Raw genomic sequence first — 25,824 nt, forward strand, 5'->3', positions numbered from 1 at the left:
GACGTTTTATTTCGAACAAACTCGCTCTAGCACACCTACTCTATTAACGAATTTTATTACGTGGCATTGCGTAGCTTGGGATCATCGCTCAGGTATTCAACGAACTCAATTTCAAAACCAGCCGGATCTACAAAGTAGACGTTTTTTCGATAAGGTTCTTCGGCACCGGGTTTGGCTATTGGGAAGCCCGCGTCGATAAGGCGTTGAATGACGCTCTCAATGTTATTGGTCACATAAGCGAAGTGCGCGAGGCCAACCGAATGCCCTGCTAAGTCTCTATTTTCACCCTCACCATGATCACTCATCGCGATATATTGGTATTCGTCGCCAAAATGCAGCCAGTTACGTGGCTTGCCTGACCATTCGCCTTTTCCTTCATCACGGACGTACCAATGAGGGAACGCCGCTTTGTAGAAAGTCAGCATTTCAGGGATATCCTTAACGACTAAATTCACATGTTCAAGTTGGATCATTCTTCTCTCCTTAAAGTATTCTCGTAAGCAACGGAGTTCATGCTAATACTTCAAGTTAAGTTGAGGTAAAGGATTAATTTACGTTTATTTTCGAGAACGTTTTTAGAGCCCAAATTGTTCGGCTTTTGATGCCATACAAATCTAAGTTTAGACGACCTAATCTAATGTGACTTCCTTGCCTGTATTCTGTTCTTTGTGCTTAATACCCGTCACTTTATGGGAGGTGTTCTCTCCAAACCACACCTCCCACAAAGTGAGCCGATGAAATGGATGTTGTATGCAGGCCTCCCCACAGTGATCGCAATGCAGAACCAAACCGTAGTTAATTCAAATACAAGCACTTAGCATATTTCATCGACTGCGCAACGGGAGTGGTACATGGACAACAGAATCACCATTATTGAGTTTCTCAGAGTGTTCGATTGCATTCGATCATCTGGCGAGCAATTGGACAGTAAATATCAATTGGGTGAGATGGTAGCCTGGCACGATTACGACGGCTACACCTGTTGGTTAAGCTACAGAGACGTCACGGTAACACTGATGTTCCATGGTTCATTGAAGATCGAATACAACAAGGCATCGAACTATGAAGACTTCATCAAGCGTTGTTTAGCTATGCTTGAAACTGAACCTTCTCCGTAACCTATCCATAGCGAACGAGTAAATAATGGAGAAAATCATGAACGAATCCGACTTTAGAACGCATTCAATGCGTAAGCGAACAGCGCCTTTATGGTTAATGTTCTGCCTTTCTTTTTTATGGTCTAAAGCGTCAACAGCTGGAACAGAGATGATAGATTTCACACAAGCGAACGAACATAAGAATTGGACAGCGACCAACGACAATGTAATGGGTGGCATCTCAACAGGCGGATTCATTTATGATGATGGGATAAGTCAATTCAGGGGTGAGCTATCGTTAGAGAATAACGGTGGTTTCAGTTCAATCAACCGCTCCGTTGAATCCATTAACTCTGATGTGGACAATATAGAGCTGAAGTTTGTTGGCGACGGCCGAACTTATCAATTACGGTTCACAACTTGGATAGATGGAAATAGAACTAACTACAAGCACAGCTTTGAAACCATCAAGGGTGAGCAACTCAAGAAAGTCTTCCAACTAAACGAGTTTAAAGCCGTGTTCAGAGGTCAATTACTCAGTGGTGCGCCAAGACTTGAAGCTCAAGACATCAAACAAATTGGCTTTTTGATTGCAGACAAGCAGCCCCGGACCTTCGAGCTAAACCTAATTCAGATTCAATTCAAAGCATCCCAAAAATCTGAGTAAATCACAGATAAACAAAAGCCCCTGATATCTTACCGATTTGCGAATGATATAAGGGGCTTGCTGTTCAAAAGATCAATACTTCAAACCGTCAAAGATCTAAATCATTAACTATTAATATTTAATGGCTGTTTTACCAATCGAGGCACTGCTTTCAATACGTTGATGAGCATCTTTCAATGTCTCAACACTAAAGCCATTCAATGTGGTGGTCAGCGTCGATTTAATACGGCCCGCATCAATCAAATTCGCGGCTTGGAATAGGATGTCTTGCTGCTTCTGGATATCATCGGTGTTAAACAACGAACGTGTAAACATCAGCTCCCAAATAAAGCCCGCTGATTTGCCTTGCAGCGCTGATAAGTCAATTCCACCATCAAACTCAACAATCGAGCTTATCATGCCTTGAGGGGCTATTAGCTCTACCATCGAATCCCAATGCCCTTTTGTATCAGCAACATTGAAGATGTAGTCTACATGTTGGATACCTTGCTCTCGTACAGACTCAACCAAGTTACGGTGATTCACCACATAATCCGCCCCCATATCCCTAACCCACTGTTCCGTTTCAGGTCTTGAAGCTGTAGCGATAACATTTAGGTTGGTCAGTTGCTTAGCCAGTTGAATCGTAATTGAACCTACACCGCCTGCTCCACCAATGATCAGGATAGACTTTTTCTCTTCAGGGCGAACACGCAGGCGGTCAAACAACGCTTCCCATGCCGTAAGTGTTGCTAGTGGCATAACGGCTGCAGCTTCATCAGAAAGACTCGTAGGCGCTTTAGCCGTAATACGGTAGTCCACAGCTTGGTATTCTGCGTTAGCACCTATACGTGTTACGTCACCTGCATAGTACACACGGTCACCGACTTCGAAACCTTCAACGTCAGCACCTTTGCCAACAACTTCACCGACTGCGTCATAGCCCAGCACCTTAGGTTGTTCGAGTGTTTTATCCTTAGCATTACGAATACGAATTTTAGCGTCTGCAGGGTTGATAGAAGTCGCGCTCACCTTTACCAACAAGTCATTATTTTTTAGTTCTGGCAGACTCGTTTCAAACTCAAACAAACTCTCTTGCTCGGTAATCGCAAGTGACTGAGTAAATCCAATAGCTTTCATTTTTGATGGTAGTGACATTGTGCTTTCTCCTTGAATTAGACGAGTTAATCTTAGTTAATTCCCACCCGAGATAAACCGCCTAATGTTTGAATGATTCTCAAATAATTTTTGATAATAGTATTGCCGCTATCTGGGTAATGCAGACATCTAACTGCATTGCCAACGGCTTAGAGGTTAAATCAGGCCGTTCTCAATCAACCAATCATATGTGACTTGATCTTGTGATTTACCTTCACGGCAAACTTTGTAATCCAGTTCGGCAATAATATCGTTCGAGAAACGCAGTGAATCCAGCTTCTGAATCTGTTCTTCACTGAACAAGTGCTTCTTGTCATCTCTTAAAAGAAGTACCGCTCTATCGACAATTCCAAGCAAGCCTTTAGGCTCTTTGAGTTCGCGAATATCGTAGCGATAATGCAGAAACTGCGGTTTCCACAAGGGCACGATGACCCACTCTTTGTTTGCGACCGCACTTTCAAATGCATCAAAACAATCCGCTTCACTTCCAGAGAAGAATTCGTAGCCGACATCGCTCAGGCCATAGTCTTTCATCATCTGGATAGAGAAACGTGTGATACCAGCTCCGGGGTTGATACCTTGGATAGTCGAGTTCATTTTCTCGATCACTTCGGCCTTTAATAAATCAGAGACTTCAGAAACCGCATCTTCAGGCACATAATCTGGTACGCCCCACAACGCATAAGGTTCATAATGAAGCCCAAGCTCAATAAGCGGCTCAACTTCTTCAACGCCCGCTTTGTAGATACCGTGACTTGATGGCAACCACGCAGAAGAAAGCATATCCACTTGGCCTGCTTTCAGCTTTTCAAAGTTCTCCTGATGTGGAGAGAAAATACGCTCTACCTCAAACCCCATGGCTTTTAATACATTGGCAATCAATGATGCGGTCGTACGGTGGAACGACAAATCCGTTACACCCATTGTGATTTTCTTAGTCATCTTACTTCCCCTAGATCATAGGCTTCGTCCATACAGTGCGTACTGCGCTACGTTGTCGATATGGCAAAATGATAGTGAGAAAATTACTAATGAAAAACAGCCTCACATTTGAATTATTATCAAATTAATTTTGACAATTAAGTGTTTGAAGCTAACTTAGAAGCGATAAGTAGGGATAACCCATTTGCAGAGTGTGAAGGGGAAATATCCCAAATCCATGTTTAGAACATAATTCAATACAGGTAGATAACATGCTTCTTGAAGACTTACAGGTCATTTTGAAAGTAGCGGAGTTTCGCAGTATCACTGCAGCAGCCACCAACCTAGACATGCGAACAGCCACTGCCAGTGCTGCCGTTAAACGTGTTGAAGCCGCGTTAGGTGCTGAATTGTTTGTCAGGACCACGCGCCACCTTAGGTTGTCTACCGCGGGTGAGCGTTATCTGCCTGAATGTGAACAAGCATTGAAAATGTTGGAGCAAGCAAAGCTCAACATACGAGAAGAACTTGGGGTTGTCGACGGTGAAATTCGTATTGCGCTTTCATCAGATCTAGGGCGTAACCTAATCATACCTTGGTTAGATGAATTCTTGCTTGAATACCCAAAAGCGACGCTTCGCACTAGCATCAGCGATAGCAATATCGACTTCTACCGAGATTCCGTCGATATGGCGCTGCGTTACGGTTCCCCAACCGATGCGAACATGTATGGTTTTAAGATATGCGATGTGCCTAGGGCATTGTGTGCTGCTCCTGAATATTTGGCTGAAATGGGAACACCAAAACAGCCTAGTGACTTAGCTCAGCACAATGGTTTGCTTTACCAACTCCACGACATGTTGCAAGACGAATGGGTGTTTCACGATGGCAATCAAGATCATAAAGTGAAGCTTAAAGGGAATCGTGCATCGAACGATGCTGACCTTGTGAGACGTTGGTGTATTGCAGGGAAAGGTATCGCAATAAAGTCTTGTTTAGATATGTCGAAGCACTTGCTCTCTGGTGAGGTCATCAAAGTTATGCCTGAATTCAAACCAACGCCAACCGAACTTTGGTTAGTGTGTCCAAGTCGTCAATCCATTACACCGACCGTTCGCTTGTTAAGAGACTTATTCAGAGAGAAAACCTCAGCGATCCTTTCTCAATTGGGTGACCAAGGTATTATAGAAAATAAAACATCATAGGATCTAATGCAGCTTAGAGATAAGATGTAGAGATACAAAAAAGGCGTTAGCGAACTTCAATTCGCTAACGCCTTTAATCATTTGAACATCATATGGGTATGATGAACATACTGACTGTATTACAAGTACTTGGTTTAATACCCTTAATACAAGAGCTTAGTTTGACTCGTCTTCAACAACGTCACAATCTGCACAACACTGAAGAGCGATTTCATGCTCGAAAGTGATGGTGTCTTTGCCTTCTTCCAGTAGCTCTGCGATTTCATCCGCAACTTCTTTCTCATCATCCGCTTCGATGTCGCTTGCTAGCTCTTCTTCTGAATAACCGAAGAAGTTTAGTAGTAGGTACTCACGAGCTTCATCTTTAGTACAAACCACGTTTGCTGAAAGATCAGGTGTAATCTCACCTTGCGCAAGAGTCGCTGTCAGTTGAGCGATAGCATCCTCTTTCATCGCAGGCGTTAACCAACCAAGATCAGTACTTACCGTTGTTTTTTTACAGTCGAAGCAAGGCAGTTGGTGAAAGTAGTATTGAAAGCTAGTCATAAGTAATTTCTTCTTTAAATGTTATATAGCGAGATTATGCGCGTTTTGTAGCAAAATACTATCTCAATCACAACCTAAGGCTGTTTCGATCTGAATATTTTTACCAAGTTCAGAGCGCCATAATGACGACTAATAAATTGAAGGCTTCTCTCACTTGGGAGATCATCTCATTACGACGAAGTTTGCGTAGTCTTGTCTACTCCACGCGACTTAGCCTTGTAATTGTGTAACCAGCAACAAAATAATCCGATGCACAGACCCCAAAATGCACTGCCGATCCCTAGTAAATTGGTGCCAGAAGCCGTGAATAGGAAAGTAAAAAGTGCAGGCTCTCGATAGTGGTTGTCTGCCATCGAAACGGCTAAACAATTCATCAATGTAGGCATCACTGCTAAACCCGCGACAGCTATCACAACCGCTGAAGGAACCGCGCTAAACAACGATACGAATGACATCCCCATCACACCAGCTAACAGGTAAAATACACCCATCGAGACCCCAGCCATATAACGTGTTTTTGGATTATCATCTGCATTAGGGCCCATGCAGATCGCCCCTGTAATTGCTGCAAGGTTATACGCAAAGCCACCAAGCGGGGCCAATAGTAGCCCGGTCACACCAGTGGTGGTGATGATCTTAGATGAATCAACTTGGTATCCGTTCGCTTTAAGCACAGCAAAACCTGGTAAGTTCTGCGAAGCCATAGTCACAATAAACAGTGGGATACCGACGCTAACCAACGAGAAGAACTCAAAATCAGGCATAATGAAAACCGGTACAGTTAAACCGACTGTGACCTGACTAACATCAAGTTTGCCAAAACCAATACACATCACCAAAGCAATAACGAAAATGCTTGGGATCAGTAAGTTTCCTAACCTTGCTTTAGCCAAAATAAATACAGCAAGCATGACCGCAACTATCTGAACTTCTTCCATTAACGACGTAAATAAACCCAAACCAAACTGCAACAAAATCCCCGCCAGCATGGCAGATGCGATTGATGTTGGAATCTGTTTGAGTACCTTCTCAAAGATTCCCGCTAAGCCAACCAGCGTGATCAACAAAGAGCTAAAAAAGAACACCGCAACCGCCTGATTCATTGTTAGCCCTTCCAAAGAAGTAATTAACAACGCTGCTCCGGGGGTCGACCAAGCCGTAACCACAGGTTTCTTGTAATAGAGCGAGAGCAGTATCGTAGTGGCGCCCATGCCAATTCCCAACGCCCAAAACCATGACGCGACTTGCTCTTCAGTTGCTCCTGCACTCATTGCCGCTTGGAAAATGATCGCTGCAGCACTCGCATAACCGATGAAAACAGCAATAAAGCCGGTACTGACGTGAGAAAACTTTAGCTTAGTCATGTTAATTTGTTCCTGTGTGCGTTATAACGTCCATATATTGAACTTAGCACCTGTGCGCTATAACGCACAACTGATTTTTTAAAAAAATTTGTAGAGAAAAGATGCAAACAGAAATTAAGGTCGGCGTTAACTTGAAACGTCTTCGCCAAGAGAAAGGCTGGAGCTTAGACAAAACGGCAAAAGCAACAGGCGTGAGTAAAGCAATGCTAGGACAAATTGAACGTGGAGAATCAAGCCCAACAGTCGCTAAGCTCTGGCAGATAGCTTCTGGGTTCGAGGTGTCACTTTCGAGTTTTATCGCTGCTAGCTCAAACAGTGAACTGACGAGCTTATTTAGAGATGCAAACGAACTAAGGCATGAGGAATACAACATTGGTTTCTTCGTCAGTTTGTTGTTTCCTTTTGAGGAAGCACTAGGGTTTGAAATATTCGAACTCACTCTAGTACCCGATTACCAGCATGAATCCGAACCGCATAACGCAGGCGTTACTGAGCACATTTTATGTATTTCGGGAGAGATGGCTGTGCTGTTTGATGGTGAGTGGCAAACGTTACACGCAGGGCAAGCCGTTCGCTTCAATGCCAACCAGAACCATGGCTACAAAAATATCGGTGAAGGAAATGCCGTATTCCACAATGTGATTCACTACCCCTACAGCAAGCAATAGTGCCGAATTTGTCGATAACGGATGTTTAGAGCTAACCGGATGCTTAGCTCTAACGGATTAATGGCAGACCACTGGTTAGTATTCACTTAGAACGACTATACGTTGACGACCATGCTGCCATCTTCTGCTTGATAACGAGCCCATAGTTGAGAAAGGCTTTCTTTATTAAGCTGTATCTCTTTTTCTTTCAGAAACGCTTCGTTGTGCAGCTTCGAATACGAGCGCTCAGCAAGGTCACAGCTAAATGTAACGATGGTTTTCCCCTTCCCCATTCTAGCCGCAGCGTATAGCGCTCCTGCTACGTTCAACGACGAGCTGCTTCCTAGAAGAATACCGTCATGTTCCGCAACAAGGCGGGATATCGTAACCAAATCCTGATCGGGCAGCGTGATTGCACGATTGATTTTTGCCTGCCTGAAATTTTCAACCGTTCGCATGATCCCTATGCCTTCCGTGAACGAGCTACCTGTGGATTGATACTGTCCATTACGGAGAAACGAATAAATGCCAGACCCATTTGGGTCAACCAACCAAGTTTCGAGATTGGGTTGCTGCTCAGATAGGTAGTGTGAGTTTCCAGCAATAGTTCCTCCAGTTCCCACCACTGAAACTAGAGCATCAATATTCCCTTGGGTTTGCTGCCAGATCTCCGGTCCAGTATTTAAATAGTGCGCTCGATAATTACTGAGATTTTCGAACTGATCTGCCCACCAGAAATTCTCATTTTCGACACCTATCCGCTTAGCCGTGTGGTAAAAGTGTTCAGGATTTGCAAAAGGACAAGGGTCGACCAATAACAATTCAGCGTTATAAAGCGAGATCATACGTTCTTTCTCTTGTGCCTGCCCTCTTGGCATCACCACCAACATTTTGTAACCGAGGGATTTGGCCACTAGAGCAAGGCCAATCCCCGTATTTCCTGCGGTACCTTCGACGATTGTCATTCCCGGCTTCAGCTTACCGGCTTCTACTGCATCCATAACCAACTGAAGTGCCGCTCTATCTTTAATCGAACCACCCGGGTTCTGGTGTTCGCACTTAAGAAGAATCTCACAACCTGATATCTCTGAAAGGCTGTTGATTCTAACAAGATCGGTATCGCCAATGAGTTCACTGAGATTGTTTGCAATATGGGCAGATGACATCGCGACTCCATTTATTTGTTAAGGGTGAGTTTGTTCATCGATTGAGTTGTCGATGATCATAAGCGTAGCTCTGAGCCCTGCTTAGTCAAGGAGTGCCGGATTTGAAAAGACTCTCATTTTCTAAATAGCAATTATAATTAGGGGTGATCGATTAAATTGAGGGTAGCAAAATGTTTCTAAAAGAGAAAAAGAGCGGTGACCTCGTAGATGTTACTGAAATGACCAAATTGACCAACTTGTTTCAGGACAGCATCGAAGGTCGGTTTCAAGCTGGCGAGGAACAGCAAGACCCTGAGATGTTTAAAAAGTCCGAACTGGTGTTTATGTCAGGTGAAGAGTTACCTCGATGTTGGACAGATCCAAACTACCGCTCAGAGGTTAAATAACTTTAACGATTCCGGAGCACCATAACACTCTGTTCTAACAGCGTTTGACGATAGCCATGTGGACTACGTAATGGCATAGTTAATTTGGCCCCGGTTAAAACGTCCAGACGCATCTTTACTAGACACAAAAAAGCGAGCCACTTGGGCTCGCTTTTTAATATTTGTCTTGCTTAGGCTTTAAACTCTATTACAGAAGTTCAACCGACTGTTGAGCAATCACGAATTCTTCGTTAGTTGGAATAACCATTGCTACCGCGCCAAGCATTTCTGATTTAGCGATGATGCCTTCAGCGCCAAAGCGAGCTGCTTCGTTACCAGCTACATCTTCAACAAAACCAAGAATCTTAAGGTTGCTTAGGATCTCACGGCGAATTGGTAGTGAGTTCTCACCAATACCACCTGTGAAGATGATGCCATCTAAAGAATCTAGCGTTGCAAGGTAAGAAGCAACGTATTTCGCTACGCGGTAAGTAAACACCTCAAAAGCCAGTTTCGCGCCTTCGTGGCCCTCTTCCATTGCTTCTAAAATGCCACGAGCATCGCTCGTAAGACCAGACACGCCTAGGAAGCCAGACTCCTTGTTTAGAGAGTTGAATACTTGCTCTTGTGACCAACCTTTCTTAAGTAGGTACTCGATGATACCTGGGTCTAAGTCACCACAACGTGTGCCCATCATAAGGCCAGAAAGCGGTGTGAAGCCCATTGATGTATCAACACTGTTACCATCTTTGATAGCACATACTGAAGCGCCGTTACCTAGGTGAACAGAGATGAAACTAGATTCTTCAACTGGCTTGTTGACCATTTTCGCTGCTTCACGGCTAACGAAGTAGTGGCTAGTACCGTGGAAACCGTAACGACGAACGCCAAAGTCTGTGTATAGCTCTTTTGCGATTGCACCCGTAAATGCACGTTGTGGCATTGTTTGGTGGAAAGCAGTATCAAACACAGCGAACTGAGGTAGAGAAGGGAAAGCTTCAATCGCAGCACGGATACCAATAGCACCAGCAGGGTTATGAAGTGGAGCTAGATCAGACAGGCTTTCAATCTCATTCGTTACCTCTTCTGTAATACGAACAGTCTGAGTGAACTTTTCGCCACCATGAACGATACGGTGACCGATAGCTACGATATCTGCCGTAAAGCCTAGGTCTTCCATCAAGCCTACCAACTTGCCAATGGCAATTTTGTGGTGGTTACCCTCACCTTGAATAGCAATTTCTGTTTTCTGACCTTGATACTTCCAGCTCATGCGAGCATCTTCAAGACCAAAACACTCCCCTAAGCCACTTAATACTGCGTCACCAGAAACAGAATCGATGACAGCAAATTTAAGGGAAGAACTACCCGAGTTAATAACCAGAACAAACGAATTAGACATTGGATATGGATCCTGTTTCAGTACGAATTTAGTGAAGTTTGCGCTTCAATTTTAGTTAAGTCTATTATTCAATAATTTTTGAATCTTTCAACTTTTGTTTTGCAAAAACCACCAAATGAACACAATTAAGTTGATCTTAGTCATCAATTCATTTCTTTCGAGAACGAAAATTAAAAAATAGTTGAATTAGATGAAGTAAATGCACTTATGAAACTGATAGGTTCATACAAACCACATTGAGAGCAAAGTCATCTTGTATTGAAATCTTATCCATAAGTCCAATTCATAAACTAAGCCCATAAAGCCCAAAACAAGCTAGCGTTCTACGCTACGACTTAAAAAATACAGTACGACACTTAAATATAGAGCGGTTGGTTACCAATACCCGCGAATAGACATTAAGGCGTTTCTCTTTGCCTCATAATTTAAAGAGATCACTTATTCAGCTCGAAAGGTTGAGCTGCTCTTACTTCAAAATTCATTTTTCATTATAGCTGTGCATTTCTTTTGCTAGACAGCGAACGACTCCCGTATCCCCTAACTAAGTATCCTAAACAAAGCCTTAAGCGCATGTGAGTGTGATTGCCATGTGATACGAGGCATTAGCTAAACTTGGGCTTAAAACGTGCTACAGGCGCGAAAAATAAAATAACAGGCACAAAAAAGCCGAGCATTATGCTCGGCTTTTAAATTCACTGTTTAAGCTATTCGTCTATAAGCACTTGGCTTGTAAGCTTCAGCTTAAAACTAAAGGTTGATTAACCTTCGCTGCGCTCTGGACGACGACCACGGTTGCCGCCTGCTGCGTTGCCATGGCCACGTTCGCCACGGTGGTTACCACGGTGATCGCCACCACGGTTACGGTCGAAACGACGTTCGCCATCACGGCCGCCAGCTGAGTTACCATCACGTGCGCCGTCACGGTTGCCACGGTAGCCACCACGACCGCCATTACCACCTTCACGGTTACCACCTTCGCGATTACCGCCTTCACGGTTACCACGGTAGCCGCCGCCATCACGACCGCCACGACCGCCATCACGACCGCCACGGTTGCCATCACGACCGCCGCCGCCACGACGAGGCTCACGGAAGTCGTTGAAATCAACAACTACAGCGCCAGCTTCTTTTTGACGAATGCGAAGTTTGCTTAGCTTACCAGCAGTTTCAGAGTTCATTGCCTTTGGCAGTTGAACGTAAGTAGAACCTTGGTCTAGCTTGATAGCACCGATAGAACCTTTAGTTAGGCCAAGTTCGTTTGCTAGTGCGCCAACGATGTCTTTAACCTGAACGCCTTGCTCACGGCCAACTTGTAGTTGGTACGTATCCCAATCTTGCGTATTGAAGTTACGATCGCCACGACCATTGTCACGGTCTTCACGACGCTCTTTGCGACGGTTCTTATCACGCTCAATAGCAGCGATCATTGGGTCTTCGCCAACGTAGAATAGAGGGCTCTTACCTTGCTGACGCTTAAGAAGCATTGCAGCTAGAGTAGCAGCATCAACTTCTAGAGATTCTTGTAGTGTAGAGATTAAACCTGCGAAGTTTTCTAGAGCTTTGCTCTCTTTCTCAGTTTCAAGCTCAGCACCAAGCTTAGCAACACGTGCAGCAGCAACTTCGTCACGTTGTGGAAGTTGGATTTCTTCCATTTGAGACTTAGTTACACGCTCGATTGTGCGAAGCATACGGATTTGGTTAGTGCGAACTAGTAGGATCGCTTTACCTTTACGTCCAGCACGGCCAGTACGGCCAATACGGTGGATGTAAGATTCAACATCGAATGGGATGTCGTAGTTAAATACGTGAGTGATACGTGGAACATCAAGACCACGTGCTACAACGTCAGTTGCAACTAGGATATCGATAACACCTTGTTTGATGTGATCAACAGTGCGCTCACGTAGAGACTGAGGAATATCACCGTGCAGTGCAGCAGCTTTAAAGCCACGTGCAGATAGCCAATCAGCTAGACGCTCAGTGTCTTGACGAGTACGTACGAATACGATTGACGCGTCAGTTTCTTCAGTTTCAAGAAGACGAGACATTGCTTCGTCTTTTTCTACGCCTTTAACAACCCAGTAGTTTTGCGCTACTTTGTCAACTGTGTGGTTAGTACCAGCAACGTCAACTTTAGCCGGGTTACGTAGGTAACGGTCAACAATAGTCTTAACCATTGGAGGCATAGTCGCAGAGAAAAGTACACGTTGTGCAGATTCTGGCGCTTGCTCTAGGATCCAAGTAACGTCATCTACGAAGCCCATTTTTAGCATTTCATCTGCTTCATCAAGAACAAATGTATGTGCTTCATCTAGGTGTAGACGGTCACGAGTTAGTAAATCTTTAACACGACCTGGAGTACCAACAACAATGTGAGCACCGCGGCTTAGAGCACGCATTTGGTCAACAATTGAAGCACCACCGTAGATTTCAAGAACTTTAAGACCGTTGATGTCACGACCTAAGTTTTTGATTTCCGCAGCAACTTGAATAGCTAGCTCACGAGTAGGAGCCATGATGATTGCTTGTGGTTTGTGTTGGTTCAGGTTGATTTTGTTAAGTAAAGGCAGAGAGAATGCTGCTGTTTTACCAGTACCAGTCTGTGCTTTACCTAGTGCGTCACGGCCTTCAAGAAGAAGAGGAATAGCTGCTGCTTGGATTGGAGTCGGAGAAACGAAACCCATGCTATCAAGAGCTGAAAGAATGTTATCGTTAAGGGCTAATTCATTAAATTGAATTACAGATTCGGACATTGGGATCCCACTATATATAAGTAAACAAAAGGTCCCGGGAGCTCTATCAATTCCAATACTGATCCAATCAGATACTGATTCCATTCAGAGTTACGAAGCAGTAATAAAACACTTCAAGCCATTAGGGACGTCTAAGGGAGGCGGATTATTCCCTAAATGCATAAAAAAAGCCAGAAAAAATTGAAATACATCACATATTTTTCGGTTTTACATCAATACTGGCTATCATATCGTCAAAACTTGATGAATATCTCGTCACAGCACCAAACTTCGAGCAAATTGACCTAGTTAAATAAGAGGGCAATTAATTTACGCTCACTTCGCCTTTCAGTAGTAATCAAGCCTCGCAATGATTATAGTGTGCTCAATTGTCCTCGATAGATAAAAGTCAAATGTTTCAAGATAATCCTCTACTCGCTCAACTCAAACAGCAAATCCAAGAAACCCTCCCTAAAAAGGAAGGTACAATCAAAGCCACTGAAAAAGGGTTTGGTTTTCTCGAAGTCGATAACAAGACCAGTTTCTTTATCCCACCGCCATACATGAAGAAATGTGTGCACGGTGACAAAGTTATTGCCATCATTCGCACCGAGAAAGATCGCGAAGTAGCAGAGCCTGAGGAATTGATTGAACAGGGTCTTACTCGTTTTATTGCTCGAGTGAAGTTGTTTAAAGGTCGTTTGAACGTAGTTCCTGATCACCCGCAACTGAAAAAGCTACAACTTAAAGCGAAAGCAAAGAAGGGTCTAAACCCTGAAACGCTAAAAGAAGGCGACTGGGTTGTTGCTCATATCGTTCAACACCCGTTAAAAGGTGACAACGGATTCTTGGCTCAAATCTCTGAGAAAATCACAGATGCTGATGACAAGATCGCACCTTGGTGGGTAACGCTGGCACAAAACGACCTACCTAACAGCGAACCTGAAGGTATCGATGATTGGAAGATCAATGACGACGCCGATCTTGAACGTATCGACATGACACACATCCCTTTTGTGACCATTGATGGTGAAAGCACAAAAGATATGGATGATGCGCTTTACGCGAAGAAGAAAGAGAACGGTGATTTTGAACTGACTATCGCGATTGCAGATCCTACCGCTTACATCTCTCCAGATGATGCGATGGATAAAGTTGCTCGTGAGCGTGGTTTCACTATTTACCTGCCTGGCCGTAACATTCCAATGCTGCCTCGTGATCTGGCTGACAACTTATGTTCACTGATCGAGAACGAAGTTCGCCCTGCACTTTGCTGCACAGTAACGGTATCTAAAGATGGCGTTATCGGTGATGACATTAACTTCTTCGCTGCCAATATCAAATCTCACGCTCGTCTTGCTTACGACAATGTATCTGATTGGCTAGAAACTGGCGTCTCAGAGAAGTGGCAACCGTCAGAAGAGATCGCTGCGATTGTTTCTGACCTTCATCAATTTGCTCAAGCACGTTCAGCGTGGCGTTCAGCAAATGCGGTTGTGTTCCCAGACCGCCCTGACTACCGCTTTGAGCTTAGCGAAGATAATGATGTAGTGGCTATCCACGCAGACATGCGTCGCAGTGCGAACAAGTTGGTTGAAGAATCTATGATCAGCGCGAACATCTGTGCAGGTCGAGTATTAAAAGAGAGCTTTAACCAAGGTGTCTTTAACTGTCACTCTGGTTTTAAAGCTGAGAAATTAACAGACGTTCTGGAGCTGGTTAACCCAGAAGCCGAAACGCCGTTTACAGAAGAGCAGATCGTTTCTCTGGAAGGTTTTGCTACTCTGCGTCGTTGGTTAGGTTCTTTAGACAACAGCTACTACGACAACCGTATTCGTAAATTCCAAGCGTACAGCGAGATCAGCAATGAACCTGCGCCGCACTACGCAATGGGATTAGACATTTACGCAACTTGGACATCTCCAATTCGTAAGTACGGTGACATGATTAACCACCGTATGCTTAAAGCACACATCTTAGGTAAAGCGCCAATTCAAACACCAGACGAAACCATTGGTGATGAACTTGCCCTGCACCGTCGTCACCACGGTATGGCTGAACGTAACGTTGGTGATTGGTTGTATGCTCGTACTCTAGCGAACGCTCCAGTTGAAGAAACTCGTTTCCAAGCAGAGATCTTCGACATTAACCGTGCTGGTATGCGTGTACGTCTACTTGAAAATGGTGCGGCTGCATTTATTCCGGGCTCTCTCATTCTTAATAATAAAGAAAGAATAGAGTGCAACGGTGATATGGGTACTGTATCTATCGATAAAGAAATGGTATACAAACTGGGAGACGTTTTAGAAGTAGTTCTCTCAGAAGTTAATCAGGAAAACCGTAACTTGGTAGCAAAACCTACACAAGTATTTGCGGACTTGCCTAGCGAGCCTGAAACAACAAACGAAACCGAAGCCTAATTTCTGATAGGTTTACTTCTAAAGGCGCTAATTATTAGCGCCTTTTTTGTAAATGTCTCATGCTTAAACAATACTAAAACCAATAAGCAACTCGTTTACAACGTCAAAGAAGCGCACTATGTCATCGATAACAGTTACTCAATTTAGAAACTTTATTCCCAGGAAACGGGAACGTTACCCCGCCTCTAAAAACGGTATTTTCATCGTTTCGAAAGGCAGTATTTCTTTCACCCTACCTGATGGTACTGAAGCTTCACTTCAAGCCGGCGATTTCACGCTATACAACTCCGGTCAAATTAAAGACATCGACGTTAATACTGAAAACGGTGAATTCAGCGCAACGTGCTTAGACTTCGATTTATCGATATTCCAAAAATTCATCAACCAGTCTGGAGATCTTGAGTCGTTACGCGTCCCTCAGGAATACATCAAGTTCGACCGAGCTGACATCCAAATACGTGAGCTGAAAGAGCTAACTATGTCTCTCGCTGATTCTTCTCCTAAAAATGACTACGCACTCACGCAACTGGGCTTAGCTCTGCTTTCTTTGATGGTTGAGAAGCACCCAGCTCTACTCGTGATCATTGCTCGAGCTGCAAGACTTACCGTCACGCAGAAAGTTATCCACTACATAGAACAAAACATCGAAAACAATATTTCGTTAGACACGTTAGCCAGTTACATGGGCATGTCTCCTGCGACATTGAAGCGACGTCTATCCGCTGAAGACCTTTCTTTTTCAAACCTTTTGAAAATCAAACGTATTGCTCATGCCGCCACCCAACTCAGAACATCCGCTAAATCGATCACACAGATCGCTTATGAGTCTGGCTTTAAGAGTGCAGCGCACTTCAGCACCGCCTTTAAGACGTATCATGGCAAGACACCAAAAGACTTTAGATCACTGATTGCTCAAGCTCAGCAACCCCAAACTCGTTTCAAAACTTAAGTAGTATGGTTAAAAGTTTAACAACCTTGATTTAACAAAGAGGTGGTCGAGGTTGAAACCAACTAGATAGGTGGATGACCTAAGACCACTGCGTTAACTAAGACCAAAAATAAGACTTAGGATCTTTTTCTATTTCAGACAAAATAGCATCAAGATCCTTAGATTTAGGAAGGTAGGGATAAGGTCCCCAATGAATGGAATCGGTGCTGACTTCGGTTTCAAGCGGCACCATAACCAGCCAACACGTCAACGACTCATCAAAAGTAACGCAGGCGATTTCGTTTGTATAATCACTATGGGATGAGTCGAGCAAATAGTGGGCCTGAGAGAACAAGACACCACCCTCACACTCTTCATATAAGGATTTACCTAGCTCGACAGGTAAACTGCGATTTCGAGAAGTACAGAGCTTTTCAGCCCCAATTAAAAGCCGGTTAAGTTCTATATGAATGACGGACATAACACCCCTTCTAATTTAATAGAAATTTCAATCAGTCTCTAATTAGCTTAGGACTCAACAAACACTTTAGCGAACAAGGGCAAACAAAATACCCACCGCGCTCTCATATCCGCTCTTCTTTCGTAAAGCCGTCCCGCGCTCATGAACCAACGTTAGCGGTATTGGTTTAAAGATTCCGGACACTAAATCACGAATATGAATTTTCACAAAAGTGTCATATAACCGACCTATCATATGCGACAAATGTTATTAACTAGGAGTTGTTTATGTTACGAGTCGCGCTTGCCTCTCTTTTATCCTTAGCCCTTTCTTCTCATGCTGCTTATGCACAAGAAACCAATATTTCGGGCTCCACTTCTGTTGCTCGAGTGATGGATGTATTAGCAGAGGAGTACAACAAGACTCATCCTGATAATTACATTGCAGTTCAGGGCATAGGCTCTACCGCTGGCATTACCATGGTGAATAAAGGTGTCGCTGACGTGGGTATGAGCTCACGTTACTTAACCAACCGTGAACAGAGCGAAGAGTTACAGGTATTCCCAATTGCCTTTGACGGCCTAGCAGTCGTAACCAATCGTTCGAACGCCGTGAATAACATCACTCGTGAACAGCTATTCGATATCTACAAAGGTAAGGTAACGAATTGGAAGGAAGTGGGTGGTGCCGACCAACCTATCGCGGTCGTAACTCGTGAAGCTTCTTCTGGTTCACGCTACAGCTTCGAAAGCTTACTTGGTCTAACGAAGATCATTAATGACCGTCGAGTGTCTGACATCAATCCAAATAACTTGGTTGTAAACAGCAACAGCATGGTAAAAACAATCGTTAACCATAACCCACACGCTATTGGCTTTATCTCTGTTGGCTCTGTCGATCGTTCGATTAAGGCAATCACATTTGAAGGCGTCGAGCCGACATCAAAGAACATTGCTAACCACAGCTATGAACTGGCTCGTCCATTTTTGTTACTGCACAAAACAGACGCAGTTTCTGATGAAAGCAAAGATTTCATTAAGTTCGTGAAGTCAAAGCAAGGGCAAGATCTTATCGAAGAATACGGCTATACACGCATTAAGTAGCAAAGAGCTTTTGAGCTATTGAGCTATTGAGCTATTAGTTACGTTAGTAATGCTGTGATGTCTATTTGATATGACACAAACAAAAAGAGAGAGCATTTAGCTCTCTCTTTTTTTGGAATCTATAATCTTCGTCTAAGAATAATTTCTCTTAAAGCAAAGTACTAGAAGTGAAGTTGAATCACCGACACAATCACTGCACCAGGGCGACGAACCCCTTCGATTTCTACGCGGATTTCGCGTTCAATCTCTAAACCCTTTTTGATTGGCGTTACTTTTGTCAACGTGCTCTTAGCGCGAACGTTACTGCCAGACTTAACCGGGTAAGGAAAACGAACTTGGTTAAGACCAATGTTCACAACCATTTTAGCTGTTGGGAATTGAGATTTATCTGGATCAACACTGTCAGTCAATCTTGGAAGAAGAGACAAGGTCAAAAAGCCATGTGCGATAGTCGTTTTAAAAGGTGAATCCGTTTCTGCCTTAGAAGGCTCAGTATGGATCCACTGCATATCTTCAGTCACTAAACCAAACTGGTTAATGCGCTCTTGACTTACATTAATCCAATCGCCAGTATGAATAACTTCACCGATCTGCTGATTAAGCTCATTCAACACAAGTTGTGCTTCAGGCTTAATTTCGATCGGCTTCTCGATCGGCATAACTGGTGCATCTTCATTAACTGCAGGTTGGTGGTGATCACGAACCCATGCGAAGAAATGACTATTTTGCGTGCGGTTCAGGAAGTCGCCCCAATACTCTCTAAGAGCTGGAGACATCCATTGCATAAACTCAGAGTGTTGCGAAGAAACGCTATCGCCTCGGTGTTTAAATAAATCAATGACCTTCATAAGAACCTCAGTGCACAAAAATTTCAATATAACGTGTTAATTTTGAAACACTTCACACTATTGTGCAAATGTTTTCGAGCGTACAAACGTTAGCTGAACCACCATTTACAATTAAATATCAATCACTTAAAAATAAAACATCATTTTATTAGACACCTACTTTTAGAGTGTTAACTCCATCACACAATGAACATTTGATTATATAAACGACTTTTTTCATTCATGATTGGAATAAAAATAAGGCTTAGCATCACACTAAGCCTTATTTTTCGTAAGGGAATGGTTTTTATAAGGAAACGATTTTTACAAGAAAATAGTCCCTATGAGTAAAAAGTTCCTTTACTCATCGTCGAGTGGAATCAACTTAGTATTACCACCGTGTGCCTTCTCACGCTTACGTTGCACGAATGCATAGAAGCCTGGGATTAGGAACGTACCCGCTAACAACACACATAACAGACCACCGATCAGTGAAATACCCAACGAGTTCTGACTCACGTGACCAGCACCCGCTGCGAAGATAAGCGGGAAGATACCTAAGATGAACGACCAAGAGGTCATGTTCACAGCACGGAAACGCAGCGTACCGCCCTTCACTGCCGCATCTTCGATTGATGCATCTTTCTCTTCACGCTCAACTTTCGCGAACTCCACAATCAAGATTGCGTTCTTCGCGGCTAATGCTATCAAGAGTACTAAGCCAATTTGCGCATAGAGGTTAAGCGGCGTTCCAGTTAGGTTCAGAGCTAAGAAGGAACCTAAGGTCGCGACAGGTACCACTAATATAATCGCTATAGGGATTGTCCAACTCTCGTACTGCGCCACCATGAACAGATAGATGAAGATCAGAGCCAGTGCAAAAGCAAAGATCGCTTGGTTACCTGCTAGTACTTCTTGGTAAGCCATGCCTGTCCATTCGTACTGGTAGCCTTGAGGCAGCACGTCAGCTGCGACACGTTCCATCGCTGCAATTGCATCACCACTTGAGTAACCCGGCGCTGGTTGGCCTTGGATTACTGCACTGCGGTACATGTTGTAACGCCACGCCACATCTGGTTCAAAGATCTGATCGTAAGTCACCAATGTGCTTAACGGGATCATCTCGCCATTAGACGAACGTACGTGAAATCGTTGGAGATCATCCATGCTGCTACGGTGTTCACTGTCAGCTTGCATGGTCACGCGGAAGTTCTTACCAAACATGGTGAAATCATTCACGTACAGTGAACCAAGATTACCTTGTAGCGTTTGGAATATTTCCGACAACGGAATGCCTAATTGCTGCGCTTTCTCACGGTCGATATCGATATAGTAGTGAGGAACGTTGGCACGGAAAGTACTGAACGTGTGTGCAATCTCAGGCTGTTTGTTCGCCTCAGCAATCACGTCATTCATTACCATCGCCAGATCAGTTCGGCTACGGCCTAATGTATCTTCAAGAACAAATTCGAAACCAGAAGCAGCACCCATACCCGGAACGGCTGGAGGTCCCATCGCAAATACAATCGCCTGAGGCAGTTCAGTGGCTGCTCGACCATTAATACGTTGCGAGATAGCTTGTGCGGAATGTTGACCATCCAGTGCGTTACGCATATCCCAATCATGCAGCTTTATAAACAGCGACGCGCCATTCGAAGCAGAAGCGCCCGTCATGAATGCGTAGCCGTTAACCAGTGTCACACCATCAACGCCCGGCTCTTGCTCAACCATCTCTAACAATTGCTTTGTCACATCTTCTGTACGAGACAGTGATGCTGCGTCAGGAAGTTGAACGTTAACCAGCAAGATACCTTTATCTTCTTGAGGTACAAACGCCGTAGACGTGGTTTTCGCAAAGTAAGTTACTGCTGCTAGCGCGACTACAAAGAAGGTAAATAGCAAAACGCCCTTTTTCACAAGGAAGCCTGCAATTTGACCGTATTTGTTGGTGACAGATTCAAGACCACGGTTAAACGCTTGGTACCAACGTGCTGTGTTACCACCACCCTGTTTAAGAACCAATGAACATAATGCCGGAGACAAGGTCAGTGCGTTAATTGACGAGATAACAACCGCGATACAGATAGTTAGAGCAAACTGGCGATACATGATGCCTGTAATACCCGGAAGCATCGCTACAGGGATAAACACGGCAAGTAGTACCAATGTAGATGTCACAATTGGACCCGTTACTTCTTTCATCGCGATCAATGTTGCTTTACGCGGTGAGATCGTTGGGTCTTTGGCCATCGTGGTATCTACGTTCTCGATAACCAAGATCGCATCATCTACTACGATACCAATCGCCAATATCAAACCAAACAGGGTTACCGTGTTGATGGTAAAGCCTGTCATCTGCATAATCGCAAAAGTACCAATCAAAGATACAGGAATCGCCACCACCGGAATCAAGGTCGCACGCGCACTACCTAAGAACAGGTACGTTACCGCGATAACCAGCAAAATTGCTTCGATAAGTGTTTTGACTACGCCTTTGATCGACTCTGCAACGAAGAGTGTGGTGTCATAACTCGCCTCATAAGCAACGCCTTCAGGGAAGTTTTTGCTTAGATTGTCTAGCATCGCCATTACCGCTTTACCACTTTCCAGTGCGTTAGCGTCTGACTGAAGTGACAGCGTTACGATTGAAGCATCTTGACCACGGTATTTACCATTACCATCGTAGAACTTTTTACCAAGCTCAACGCGTGCAATGTCTTTTAGGTAAACCGTTGAACCGTCTTGATTTGCACGAAGCACAACATTTTCAAACTCGTCAGCCGTTTCTAGTCGGCCTTTTGTTACCAAGTTGAACTGCACTTCTTGCGCGTCATTATAAGGCGCGGCTCCAATACGGCCTGCAGCGACTTGAACGTTCTGCTCCGCCAACGCGCGATTCACGTCAGAGGTGGTTATATTCAGGTTAGCCATTTTCTCAGGATCTAACCAAACACGCATCGCGTATTCACCACCACCCAAAACGTTAACTTCACTAATGCCCTTTACACGAGCCAATTGGTCTTTAATGTTTAAGTTCACGTAGTTGATCAAGAATTGATCGTCGTATTCACCGTTTGGCGAATAGAAGTTCAATACCATCAAAAGGTCAGGTGAACGCTTTTTAACGGTGACGCCCACCATTCTAACTTCTTGAGGAAGCTTTGATTCGATTTGAGCAACTCGGTTCTGAACGTTGACCTGAGCCATATCAGCATCAGTACCAACATCAAAGGTCACGTTAAGGTTGTATGAACCATCATTAGCACTCTTAGAAGACATGTAGATCATATCTTCAACGCCGTTAACCGACGTTTCTATGGGGTCGGCTATCGCCTGTTCTACTACTTCAGCACTTGCACCTGTATAGAACGCTGTAACACTAACCGAAGGCGGACTAATTTTTGGATATTCCGCCACTGGCAAGATAGCGAGAGAGATCGCACCCGCCAATGTTAAGATTATGGATATTACAAGGGCAAACTTAGGCCTTTGAATAAAGAAACGACTCAACATAAATAAGCCCCTTACTCAGCTTGTTCAGCAGTAGGTTGAATGCGAACAGACATACCATTACGCACACGCTGTAAGCCTTGAGTGATCACCGCGTCGTCCTGCTCTAATCCAGAGTGAACAATCACACCACCTTCAACTTGTCGGCCCATCTCGATGTTTCTACGTTCAGCTACTGGGGCAGCCTCACCTTCCACCAGCACCATCACAAAATCACCTTCTAGATCGGTTTGAACCGCACGGCGAGGAATAGTAACTACGTCGATAGATTGCTTCTCACGCAAGTCAACACGAACATGTTGCCCCGGCAACAATTGCTGTTCTGGGTTATCGGCAATAGCACGCATCGCAATCGTGCCAGTATTTAGGTTGATTCGGTTGCCCAAGAAATCAAGCTGACCTAGGTGTTCGAACGCTTCACCATTCTCAAGCATGATCTGAACTTCAACACCCGCAGAATCGCTGCTGCCATCGCCTTCAATGCGATCCATACCTAACTCGATACGTTCACGCTCACTGATGCTGAATGAAGCATGAATTGGGTCAAGGCTAACCAATGTAGTCAGTACACCTGAAGACGGTGAAACTAGGTCACCTGTGCTCACTTTGGTGTCGCTGATTCTTCCAGAGAAAGGCGCTACGATCTGAGTATGTGAAAGCTGGACATTCGCGGCATTTAACTGAGCTTGGCTTGCTTCAAGCTGTGCTTGAGAGCCTAATAGGTTTGCCGTCAGTGCATCAAATTCCGATTGAGAAATACTGCCTTTAGGAAGTAGATTCTTACCACGGTTGAAATCAAGTTCGGCTTTTTTAAGGTTTGCATTCGCTTGAGCAACAGACGCTTTTGCGCTTGCGACTTCAGCTTCAAAAGAAGATGGCTCGATCGAGTAAAGCAATTGGCCCTTTTCGACCATTTGACCTTCATTGAAATGACGGCTTTGTAGATAGCCCGAAACCTGCGCTGTGATAGCCGTGTCTTCAACGGCTTCAATACGACCGATGTACGACTTACTTTGCTGGTGAGAAACAACGCTAACATCCTGTACAGCTACGAGAGGTAGAGGCGCTTGCTTGGCATTTTGAGCATCTTGCCCACATCCAGCAAGAATAAGAGAGCTTGCAAGAGCCGTAAGGATCAACTTTTTACGCATGGTTATACCGTCACTTATTAGTATTTGAACAGTATAAAATTTACGTAACACACCCGTTACCATTGTCCGAGGAATATCAATTATAACTAGCCAAAGTGTATCAATATGTTAATTGAAACCAAGTGCTTATAAAGTGGTTACAAACACGTTACAATCTCTAGGTAAATCAACCTCTCAGCTTTTGTTCTCTATGGATATTGTCTAACATAATGTATTGTCGGGCAGATAAGCATTCACATTTAATTGTTAAGGAATTCTCATGATTTCAAAATGGGCTAAGCGTTTCTATCAAATGGCGGAATTGGTCGGTTCTTGGAGTAAAGATCCTTCAACTCAAGTCGGTGCCGTAATCACGAAGCACAACCGTATTGTCTCGGTTGGTTTTAATGGCTACCCACATGGCGTGTCTGATAGTGCTGATACTGACGATCGCGAGATGAAATACCTAAAGACACTTCACGCTGAAGAAAATGCAATCTTGTTTGCTAAACGTGATTTAGACAGTTGTGAAGTTTGGGTCACTCACTTCCCTTGTCCGAACTGTGCAGCAAAAATCATCCAAACTGGGATTTCAGCGGTACATTGCCCAGAGCAAAGTGAAGATTTCCTTTCTCGTTGGGGAGATAAGATCAAGATAAGCCAAGATATGTTTGAGCAAGCTGGCGTAGAAGTAGACTGGTTGCCACTCGCTGACTTGGATTAATCTCTAACGCGAGGTCTCAAGGTCTAGATCTCAAATACAAAAAAGCCGAGAGTCGATATTATCGCTCTCGGCTTTCTTTTTTCGGGCGCTATAGTTTGGACACTATAGTTTGGACGCTGTGGCTTGGTCGCAATAAACTGATGAGTAAATTAAGCGTTGGTTGGGAATGCCAGAGCGTAAGCTTCCATGAAATCCTTACGGATATCCTGTTCAAGATGAATCGCTTTCTCTGTCGGGCAGAAGATCATAAAGTGGACTTCTTGCTCACCCGTTGAGCTGCTCGTGATATGAATGTGCGGTTCAGAGCCAGGAAGGTCAACGCCAGCGTGCTTCTCAATCACACCATTGTAACGACGGGCAACATCGATAAACTCTTCACAATGCTCTTCAATTTTCACGATGAGATCCGGGATCATTGGGTATAGGTTTACAAAGTCTTTTACCGTCACAAAAAAGTTGTGGTAGACATAACGCTTCATGAAGTTGAGGTTCTTTACCGGATAAGTGAAGAACATGCTATTAGGCAGCGTGGCGGTCTTGCCAGTGAAGTGGTATTGCCCGTGATACAAATCGATTTCTTGAATCACAGTCGCCATCAAGTTGTGCTCAATCACCTCGCCGCTGATCTTCCCTACCTCAATCCAATCACCAATTCGAAATGAGCGAGAACTCGCACGTTGAATAGAGCCAGTAAAACAGAGAATGATCTCTTTTGAAGCCACGACTATCGCAACCGCAATAGCGGTAACAGACAGTGCAAATTCGCTGATTTCGGATTTCCACAGCACGAATAACGTCACAACAATAATCGCGAATGTGCCGTTTTTGGTACGTGACATCCAGTTACGTTGGTCTTCACTAAGAAAAGCGACATCACCACGGATTCGAGACAAAGTGATTCGTCGGATTATTAATATAATGCAGATGATCAGCACACTAAAAATAAACTTATTAGCGAGTAAGAAATCTATTACTTGCCACACTTTTTCCATTACTTAATCCTTAGCATTACAACAGTTAGCTTTACAACGGTTAGATTTACAAGAAAGCCGCTAATATCAGTGCAATGAAAAAGCACTCAACTCCGGAGCGCTCATGTTCATTCTGGTATTAGCCATTGGTAAGGCTATCATTTTATCTTGGCAGAAGTAATAAATTGACCAAAAGTTTCACACCAAATCACAACCGTATTAAATCGATTAAGATCAGTACCTTCAGGCAGCTCAACCATAAATCGGTCGAATGTTTTCACATCTCCGACTCTCAGTAACTCGCTCTTGCTGTCATTGAATGCCTGTTCGGTTTCAATAAACTTAGGCGAGAGGTAAACTTTGTAATCAGGCCCCGGTGCCAGTTCACCTTCAAAAGCTATCGCACTTTCAGAAACAGAAACGATGCCTTCTCCCCAATGCAAAAAGTCACTGTCTTGTCGGTCTTTAGTGAACTCGCCTGTGTAGCTGTCTCTTATACACA

General features: G+C 44.1%; 23 protein-coding genes. 9 read left to right on the forward strand and 14 right to left on the reverse strand.

Features of this window, described 5'->3' with window-relative positions; genetic code table 11:
* Nucleotides 1-56: 56 nt before the first annotated feature.
* Nucleotides 57-473, reverse strand: a complete 417-nt coding sequence (locus OW495_RS21095; RefSeq protein WP_017109090.1) for a VOC family protein — start codon at nt 471-473, stop codon at nt 57-59.
* A gap of 378 nt (nt 474-851) precedes the next feature.
* On the opposite strand from OW495_RS21095, the gene OW495_RS21100 reads away from it, so the two are divergent.
* Both OW495_RS21100 and OW495_RS21105 read left to right on the forward strand, forming a co-directional pair.
* The gene (locus OW495_RS21100; RefSeq protein ID WP_102513284.1) at nt 852-1,118 is read left to right on the forward strand and encodes a DUF3081 domain-containing protein; all 267 of its coding nucleotides are present in this window, start codon (nt 852-854) and stop codon (nt 1,116-1,118) included.
* A 25-nt stretch (nt 1,119-1,143) separates the two neighbouring features.
* A complete protein-coding gene (locus OW495_RS21105; protein ID WP_102513283.1) occupies nt 1,144-1,764 on the forward strand; it encodes a CIA30 family protein in 621 nt (206 codons plus the stop codon).
* 111 nt (nt 1,765-1,875) lie between these two features.
* Here OW495_RS21105 and OW495_RS21110 read toward each other — a convergent pair whose 3' ends face one another.
* A complete protein-coding gene (locus OW495_RS21110) occupies nt 1,876-2,901 on the reverse strand; it encodes a zinc-binding alcohol dehydrogenase family protein (RefSeq protein ID WP_102513282.1) in 1,026 nt (341 codons plus the stop codon).
* Nucleotides 2,902-3,057: 156 nt separating this feature from the next.
* Nucleotides 3,058-3,825 carry a glycine betaine ABC transporter substrate-binding protein gene (locus OW495_RS21115; RefSeq protein ID WP_289888206.1) on the reverse strand — a complete coding sequence of 256 codons (768 nt, stop codon included), beginning with the start codon at nt 3,823-3,825 and terminating at the stop codon, nt 3,058-3,060.
* Between the two features lie 269 nt (nt 3,826-4,094).
* Here OW495_RS21115 and OW495_RS21120 point away from each other — a divergent pair, with 269 nt between their 5' ends.
* The gene (locus tag OW495_RS21120; protein WP_102513280.1) at nt 4,095-5,027 is read left to right on the forward strand and encodes a LysR family transcriptional regulator; all 933 of its coding nucleotides are present in this window, start codon (nt 4,095-4,097) and stop codon (nt 5,025-5,027) included.
* A 156-nt stretch (nt 5,028-5,183) separates the two neighbouring features.
* Here OW495_RS21120 and OW495_RS21125 read toward each other — a convergent pair whose 3' ends face one another.
* Nucleotides 5,184-5,573, reverse strand: coding sequence for a hypothetical protein (locus tag OW495_RS21125; RefSeq protein WP_017107843.1), 390 nt, complete (start codon nt 5,571-5,573; stop codon nt 5,184-5,186).
* A 170-nt stretch (nt 5,574-5,743) separates the two neighbouring features.
* Complete coding sequence (locus tag OW495_RS21130) at nt 5,744-6,937, reverse strand: benzoate/H(+) symporter BenE family transporter (protein ID WP_102513279.1); 1,194 nt, start codon at nt 6,935-6,937, stop codon at nt 5,744-5,746.
* Between the two features lie 101 nt (nt 6,938-7,038).
* On the opposite strand from OW495_RS21130, the gene OW495_RS21135 reads away from it, so the two are divergent.
* Nucleotides 7,039-7,605 carry an XRE family transcriptional regulator gene (locus OW495_RS21135; protein ID WP_102350945.1) on the forward strand — a complete coding sequence of 189 codons (567 nt, stop codon included), beginning with the start codon at nt 7,039-7,041 and terminating at the stop codon, nt 7,603-7,605.
* A gap of 95 nt (nt 7,606-7,700) precedes the next feature.
* Here OW495_RS21135 and OW495_RS21140 read toward each other — a convergent pair whose 3' ends face one another.
* Nucleotides 7,701-8,750 carry a cysteine synthase A gene (locus OW495_RS21140; protein ID WP_102513278.1) on the reverse strand — a complete coding sequence of 350 codons (1,050 nt, stop codon included), beginning with the start codon at nt 8,748-8,750 and terminating at the stop codon, nt 7,701-7,703.
* A gap of 170 nt (nt 8,751-8,920) precedes the next feature.
* Here OW495_RS21140 and OW495_RS21145 point away from each other — a divergent pair, with 170 nt between their 5' ends.
* On the forward strand, nt 8,921-9,136 hold the full coding sequence (locus tag OW495_RS21145; protein ID WP_004731730.1) for a hypothetical protein: 216 nt from the start codon (nt 8,921-8,923) through the stop codon (nt 9,134-9,136).
* 187 nt (nt 9,137-9,323) lie between these two features.
* Here the strand turns inward: OW495_RS21145 and OW495_RS21150 are convergent, their stop codons facing one another.
* Together OW495_RS21150 and OW495_RS21155 are read right to left on the reverse strand one after the other, a co-directional pair.
* Nucleotides 9,324-10,517: an acetate/propionate family kinase gene (locus tag OW495_RS21150; protein WP_065111379.1), complete on the reverse strand. Its 1,194-nt coding sequence runs from the start codon at nt 10,515-10,517 to the stop codon at nt 9,324-9,326.
* A 758-nt stretch (nt 10,518-11,275) separates the two neighbouring features.
* Complete coding sequence (locus OW495_RS21155; protein WP_017109079.1) at nt 11,276-13,354, reverse strand: DEAD/DEAH box helicase; 2,079 nt, start codon at nt 13,352-13,354, stop codon at nt 11,276-11,278.
* Between the two features lie 308 nt (nt 13,355-13,662).
* On the opposite strand from OW495_RS21155, the gene rnb reads away from it, so the two are divergent.
* Nucleotides 13,663-15,669 (forward strand): exoribonuclease II, encoded by a 2,007-nt coding sequence (gene rnb, locus OW495_RS21160; protein WP_102363050.1) that lies wholly within the window; start codon nt 13,663-13,665, stop codon nt 15,667-15,669.
* A 118-nt stretch (nt 15,670-15,787) separates the two neighbouring features.
* Nucleotides 15,788-16,618 carry an AraC family transcriptional regulator gene (locus tag OW495_RS21165; protein ID WP_289888193.1) on the forward strand — a complete coding sequence of 277 codons (831 nt, stop codon included), beginning with the start codon at nt 15,788-15,790 and terminating at the stop codon, nt 16,616-16,618.
* A 97-nt stretch (nt 16,619-16,715) separates the two neighbouring features.
* Here the strand turns inward: OW495_RS21165 and OW495_RS21170 are convergent, their stop codons facing one another.
* On the reverse strand, nt 16,716-17,078 hold the full coding sequence (locus OW495_RS21170; protein WP_065111382.1) for a DUF3024 domain-containing protein: 363 nt from the start codon (nt 17,076-17,078) through the stop codon (nt 16,716-16,718).
* Nucleotides 17,079-17,344: 266 nt separating this feature from the next.
* Here OW495_RS21170 and OW495_RS21175 point away from each other — a divergent pair, with 266 nt between their 5' ends.
* Complete coding sequence (locus OW495_RS21175; RefSeq protein ID WP_065104576.1) at nt 17,345-18,160, forward strand: phosphate ABC transporter substrate-binding protein; 816 nt, start codon at nt 17,345-17,347, stop codon at nt 18,158-18,160.
* Nucleotides 18,161-18,321: 161 nt separating this feature from the next.
* Here OW495_RS21175 and OW495_RS21180 read toward each other — a convergent pair whose 3' ends face one another.
* From OW495_RS21180 to OW495_RS21190, 3 genes are all read right to left on the reverse strand, one after another.
* The gene (locus OW495_RS21180) at nt 18,322-19,008 is read right to left on the reverse strand and encodes a MaoC family dehydratase (RefSeq protein WP_065111383.1); all 687 of its coding nucleotides are present in this window, start codon (nt 19,006-19,008) and stop codon (nt 18,322-18,324) included.
* A 339-nt stretch (nt 19,009-19,347) separates the two neighbouring features.
* Entirely contained in the window at nt 19,348-22,500 is a 3,153-nt protein-coding gene (locus tag OW495_RS21185) for an efflux RND transporter permease subunit (protein WP_289888202.1), read from the reverse strand.
* A gap of 11 nt (nt 22,501-22,511) precedes the next feature.
* Complete coding sequence (locus tag OW495_RS21190; RefSeq protein WP_065111385.1) at nt 22,512-23,648, reverse strand: efflux RND transporter periplasmic adaptor subunit; 1,137 nt, start codon at nt 23,646-23,648, stop codon at nt 22,512-22,514.
* Nucleotides 23,649-23,907: 259 nt separating this feature from the next.
* On the opposite strand from OW495_RS21190, the gene OW495_RS21195 reads away from it, so the two are divergent.
* Nucleotides 23,908-24,351, forward strand: a complete 444-nt coding sequence (locus OW495_RS21195; RefSeq protein ID WP_004731749.1) for a cytidine/deoxycytidylate deaminase family protein — start codon at nt 23,908-23,910, stop codon at nt 24,349-24,351.
* A gap of 149 nt (nt 24,352-24,500) precedes the next feature.
* On the opposite strand, the gene OW495_RS21200 is transcribed toward OW495_RS21195, so the two are convergent.
* Together OW495_RS21200 and OW495_RS21205 are read right to left on the reverse strand one after the other, a co-directional pair.
* On the reverse strand, nt 24,501-25,343 hold the full coding sequence (locus tag OW495_RS21200; protein WP_289888203.1) for a mechanosensitive ion channel family protein: 843 nt from the start codon (nt 25,341-25,343) through the stop codon (nt 24,501-24,503).
* 137 nt (nt 25,344-25,480) lie between these two features.
* The coding region (locus tag OW495_RS21205; protein ID WP_289888204.1) for a DM13 domain-containing protein at nt 25,481-25,824 on the reverse strand (344 nt) is incomplete at its 5' end.

This window comes from Vibrio sp. 14N.309.X.WAT.E.F5 (assembly GCF_030397615.1).
Taxonomy (GTDB): Bacteria; Pseudomonadota; Gammaproteobacteria; order Enterobacterales; family Vibrionaceae; genus Vibrio; species Vibrio lentus.

Excerpts from the sequence above, each read along its gene's own strand:
- OW495_RS21180 (WP_065111383.1), bottom strand. The coding sequence starts at position 19,008 with ATGAAGGTCATTGATTTATTTAAACACCGAGGCGATAGCGTTTCTTCG.
- OW495_RS21130 (WP_102513279.1), bottom strand. The coding sequence starts at position 6,937 with ATGACTAAGCTAAAGTTTTCTCACGTCAGTACCGGCTTTATTGCTGTT.
- OW495_RS21125 (WP_017107843.1), bottom strand. The coding sequence starts at position 5,573 with ATGACTAGCTTTCAATACTACTTTCACCAACTGCCTTGCTTCGACTGT.
- rnb (WP_102363050.1), top strand. The coding sequence starts at position 13,663 with ATGTTTCAAGATAATCCTCTACTCGCTCAACTCAAACAGCAAATCCAA.
- OW495_RS21200 (WP_289888203.1), bottom strand. The coding sequence starts at position 25,343 with ATGGAAAAAGTGTGGCAAGTAATAGATTTCTTACTCGCTAATAAGTTT.
- OW495_RS21120 (WP_102513280.1), top strand. The coding sequence starts at position 4,095 with ATGCTTCTTGAAGACTTACAGGTCATTTTGAAAGTAGCGGAGTTTCGC.
- OW495_RS21165 (WP_289888193.1), top strand. The coding sequence starts at position 15,788 with ATGTCATCGATAACAGTTACTCAATTTAGAAACTTTATTCCCAGGAAA.
- OW495_RS21190 (WP_065111385.1), bottom strand. The coding sequence starts at position 23,648 with ATGCGTAAAAAGTTGATCCTTACGGCTCTTGCAAGCTCTCTTATTCTT.
- OW495_RS21105 (WP_102513283.1), top strand. The coding sequence starts at position 1,144 with ATGGAGAAAATCATGAACGAATCCGACTTTAGAACGCATTCAATGCGT.
- OW495_RS21175 (WP_065104576.1), top strand. The coding sequence starts at position 17,345 with ATGTTACGAGTCGCGCTTGCCTCTCTTTTATCCTTAGCCCTTTCTTCT.
- OW495_RS21095 (WP_017109090.1), bottom strand. The coding sequence starts at position 473 with ATGATCCAACTTGAACATGTGAATTTAGTCGTTAAGGATATCCCTGAA.
- OW495_RS21145 (WP_004731730.1), top strand. The coding sequence starts at position 8,921 with ATGTTTCTAAAAGAGAAAAAGAGCGGTGACCTCGTAGATGTTACTGAA.
- OW495_RS21140 (WP_102513278.1), bottom strand. The coding sequence starts at position 8,750 with ATGTCATCTGCCCATATTGCAAACAATCTCAGTGAACTCATTGGCGAT.
- OW495_RS21155 (WP_017109079.1), bottom strand. The coding sequence starts at position 13,354 with ATGGAATCAGTATCTGATTGGATCAGTATTGGAATTGATAGAGCTCCC.
- OW495_RS21185 (WP_289888202.1), bottom strand. The coding sequence starts at position 22,500 with ATGTTGAGTCGTTTCTTTATTCAAAGGCCTAAGTTTGCCCTTGTAATA.
- OW495_RS21100 (WP_102513284.1), top strand. The coding sequence starts at position 852 with ATGGACAACAGAATCACCATTATTGAGTTTCTCAGAGTGTTCGATTGC.
- OW495_RS21110 (WP_102513282.1), bottom strand. The coding sequence starts at position 2,901 with ATGTCACTACCATCAAAAATGAAAGCTATTGGATTTACTCAGTCACTT.
- OW495_RS21170 (WP_065111382.1), bottom strand. The coding sequence starts at position 17,078 with ATGTCCGTCATTCATATAGAACTTAACCGGCTTTTAATTGGGGCTGAA.
- OW495_RS21150 (WP_065111379.1), bottom strand. The coding sequence starts at position 10,517 with ATGTCTAATTCGTTTGTTCTGGTTATTAACTCGGGTAGTTCTTCCCTT.
- OW495_RS21115 (WP_289888206.1), bottom strand. The coding sequence starts at position 3,825 with ATGGGTGTAACGGATTTGTCGTTCCACCGTACGACCGCATCATTGATT.
- OW495_RS21135 (WP_102350945.1), top strand. The coding sequence starts at position 7,039 with ATGCAAACAGAAATTAAGGTCGGCGTTAACTTGAAACGTCTTCGCCAA.
- OW495_RS21195 (WP_004731749.1), top strand. The coding sequence starts at position 23,908 with ATGATTTCAAAATGGGCTAAGCGTTTCTATCAAATGGCGGAATTGGTC.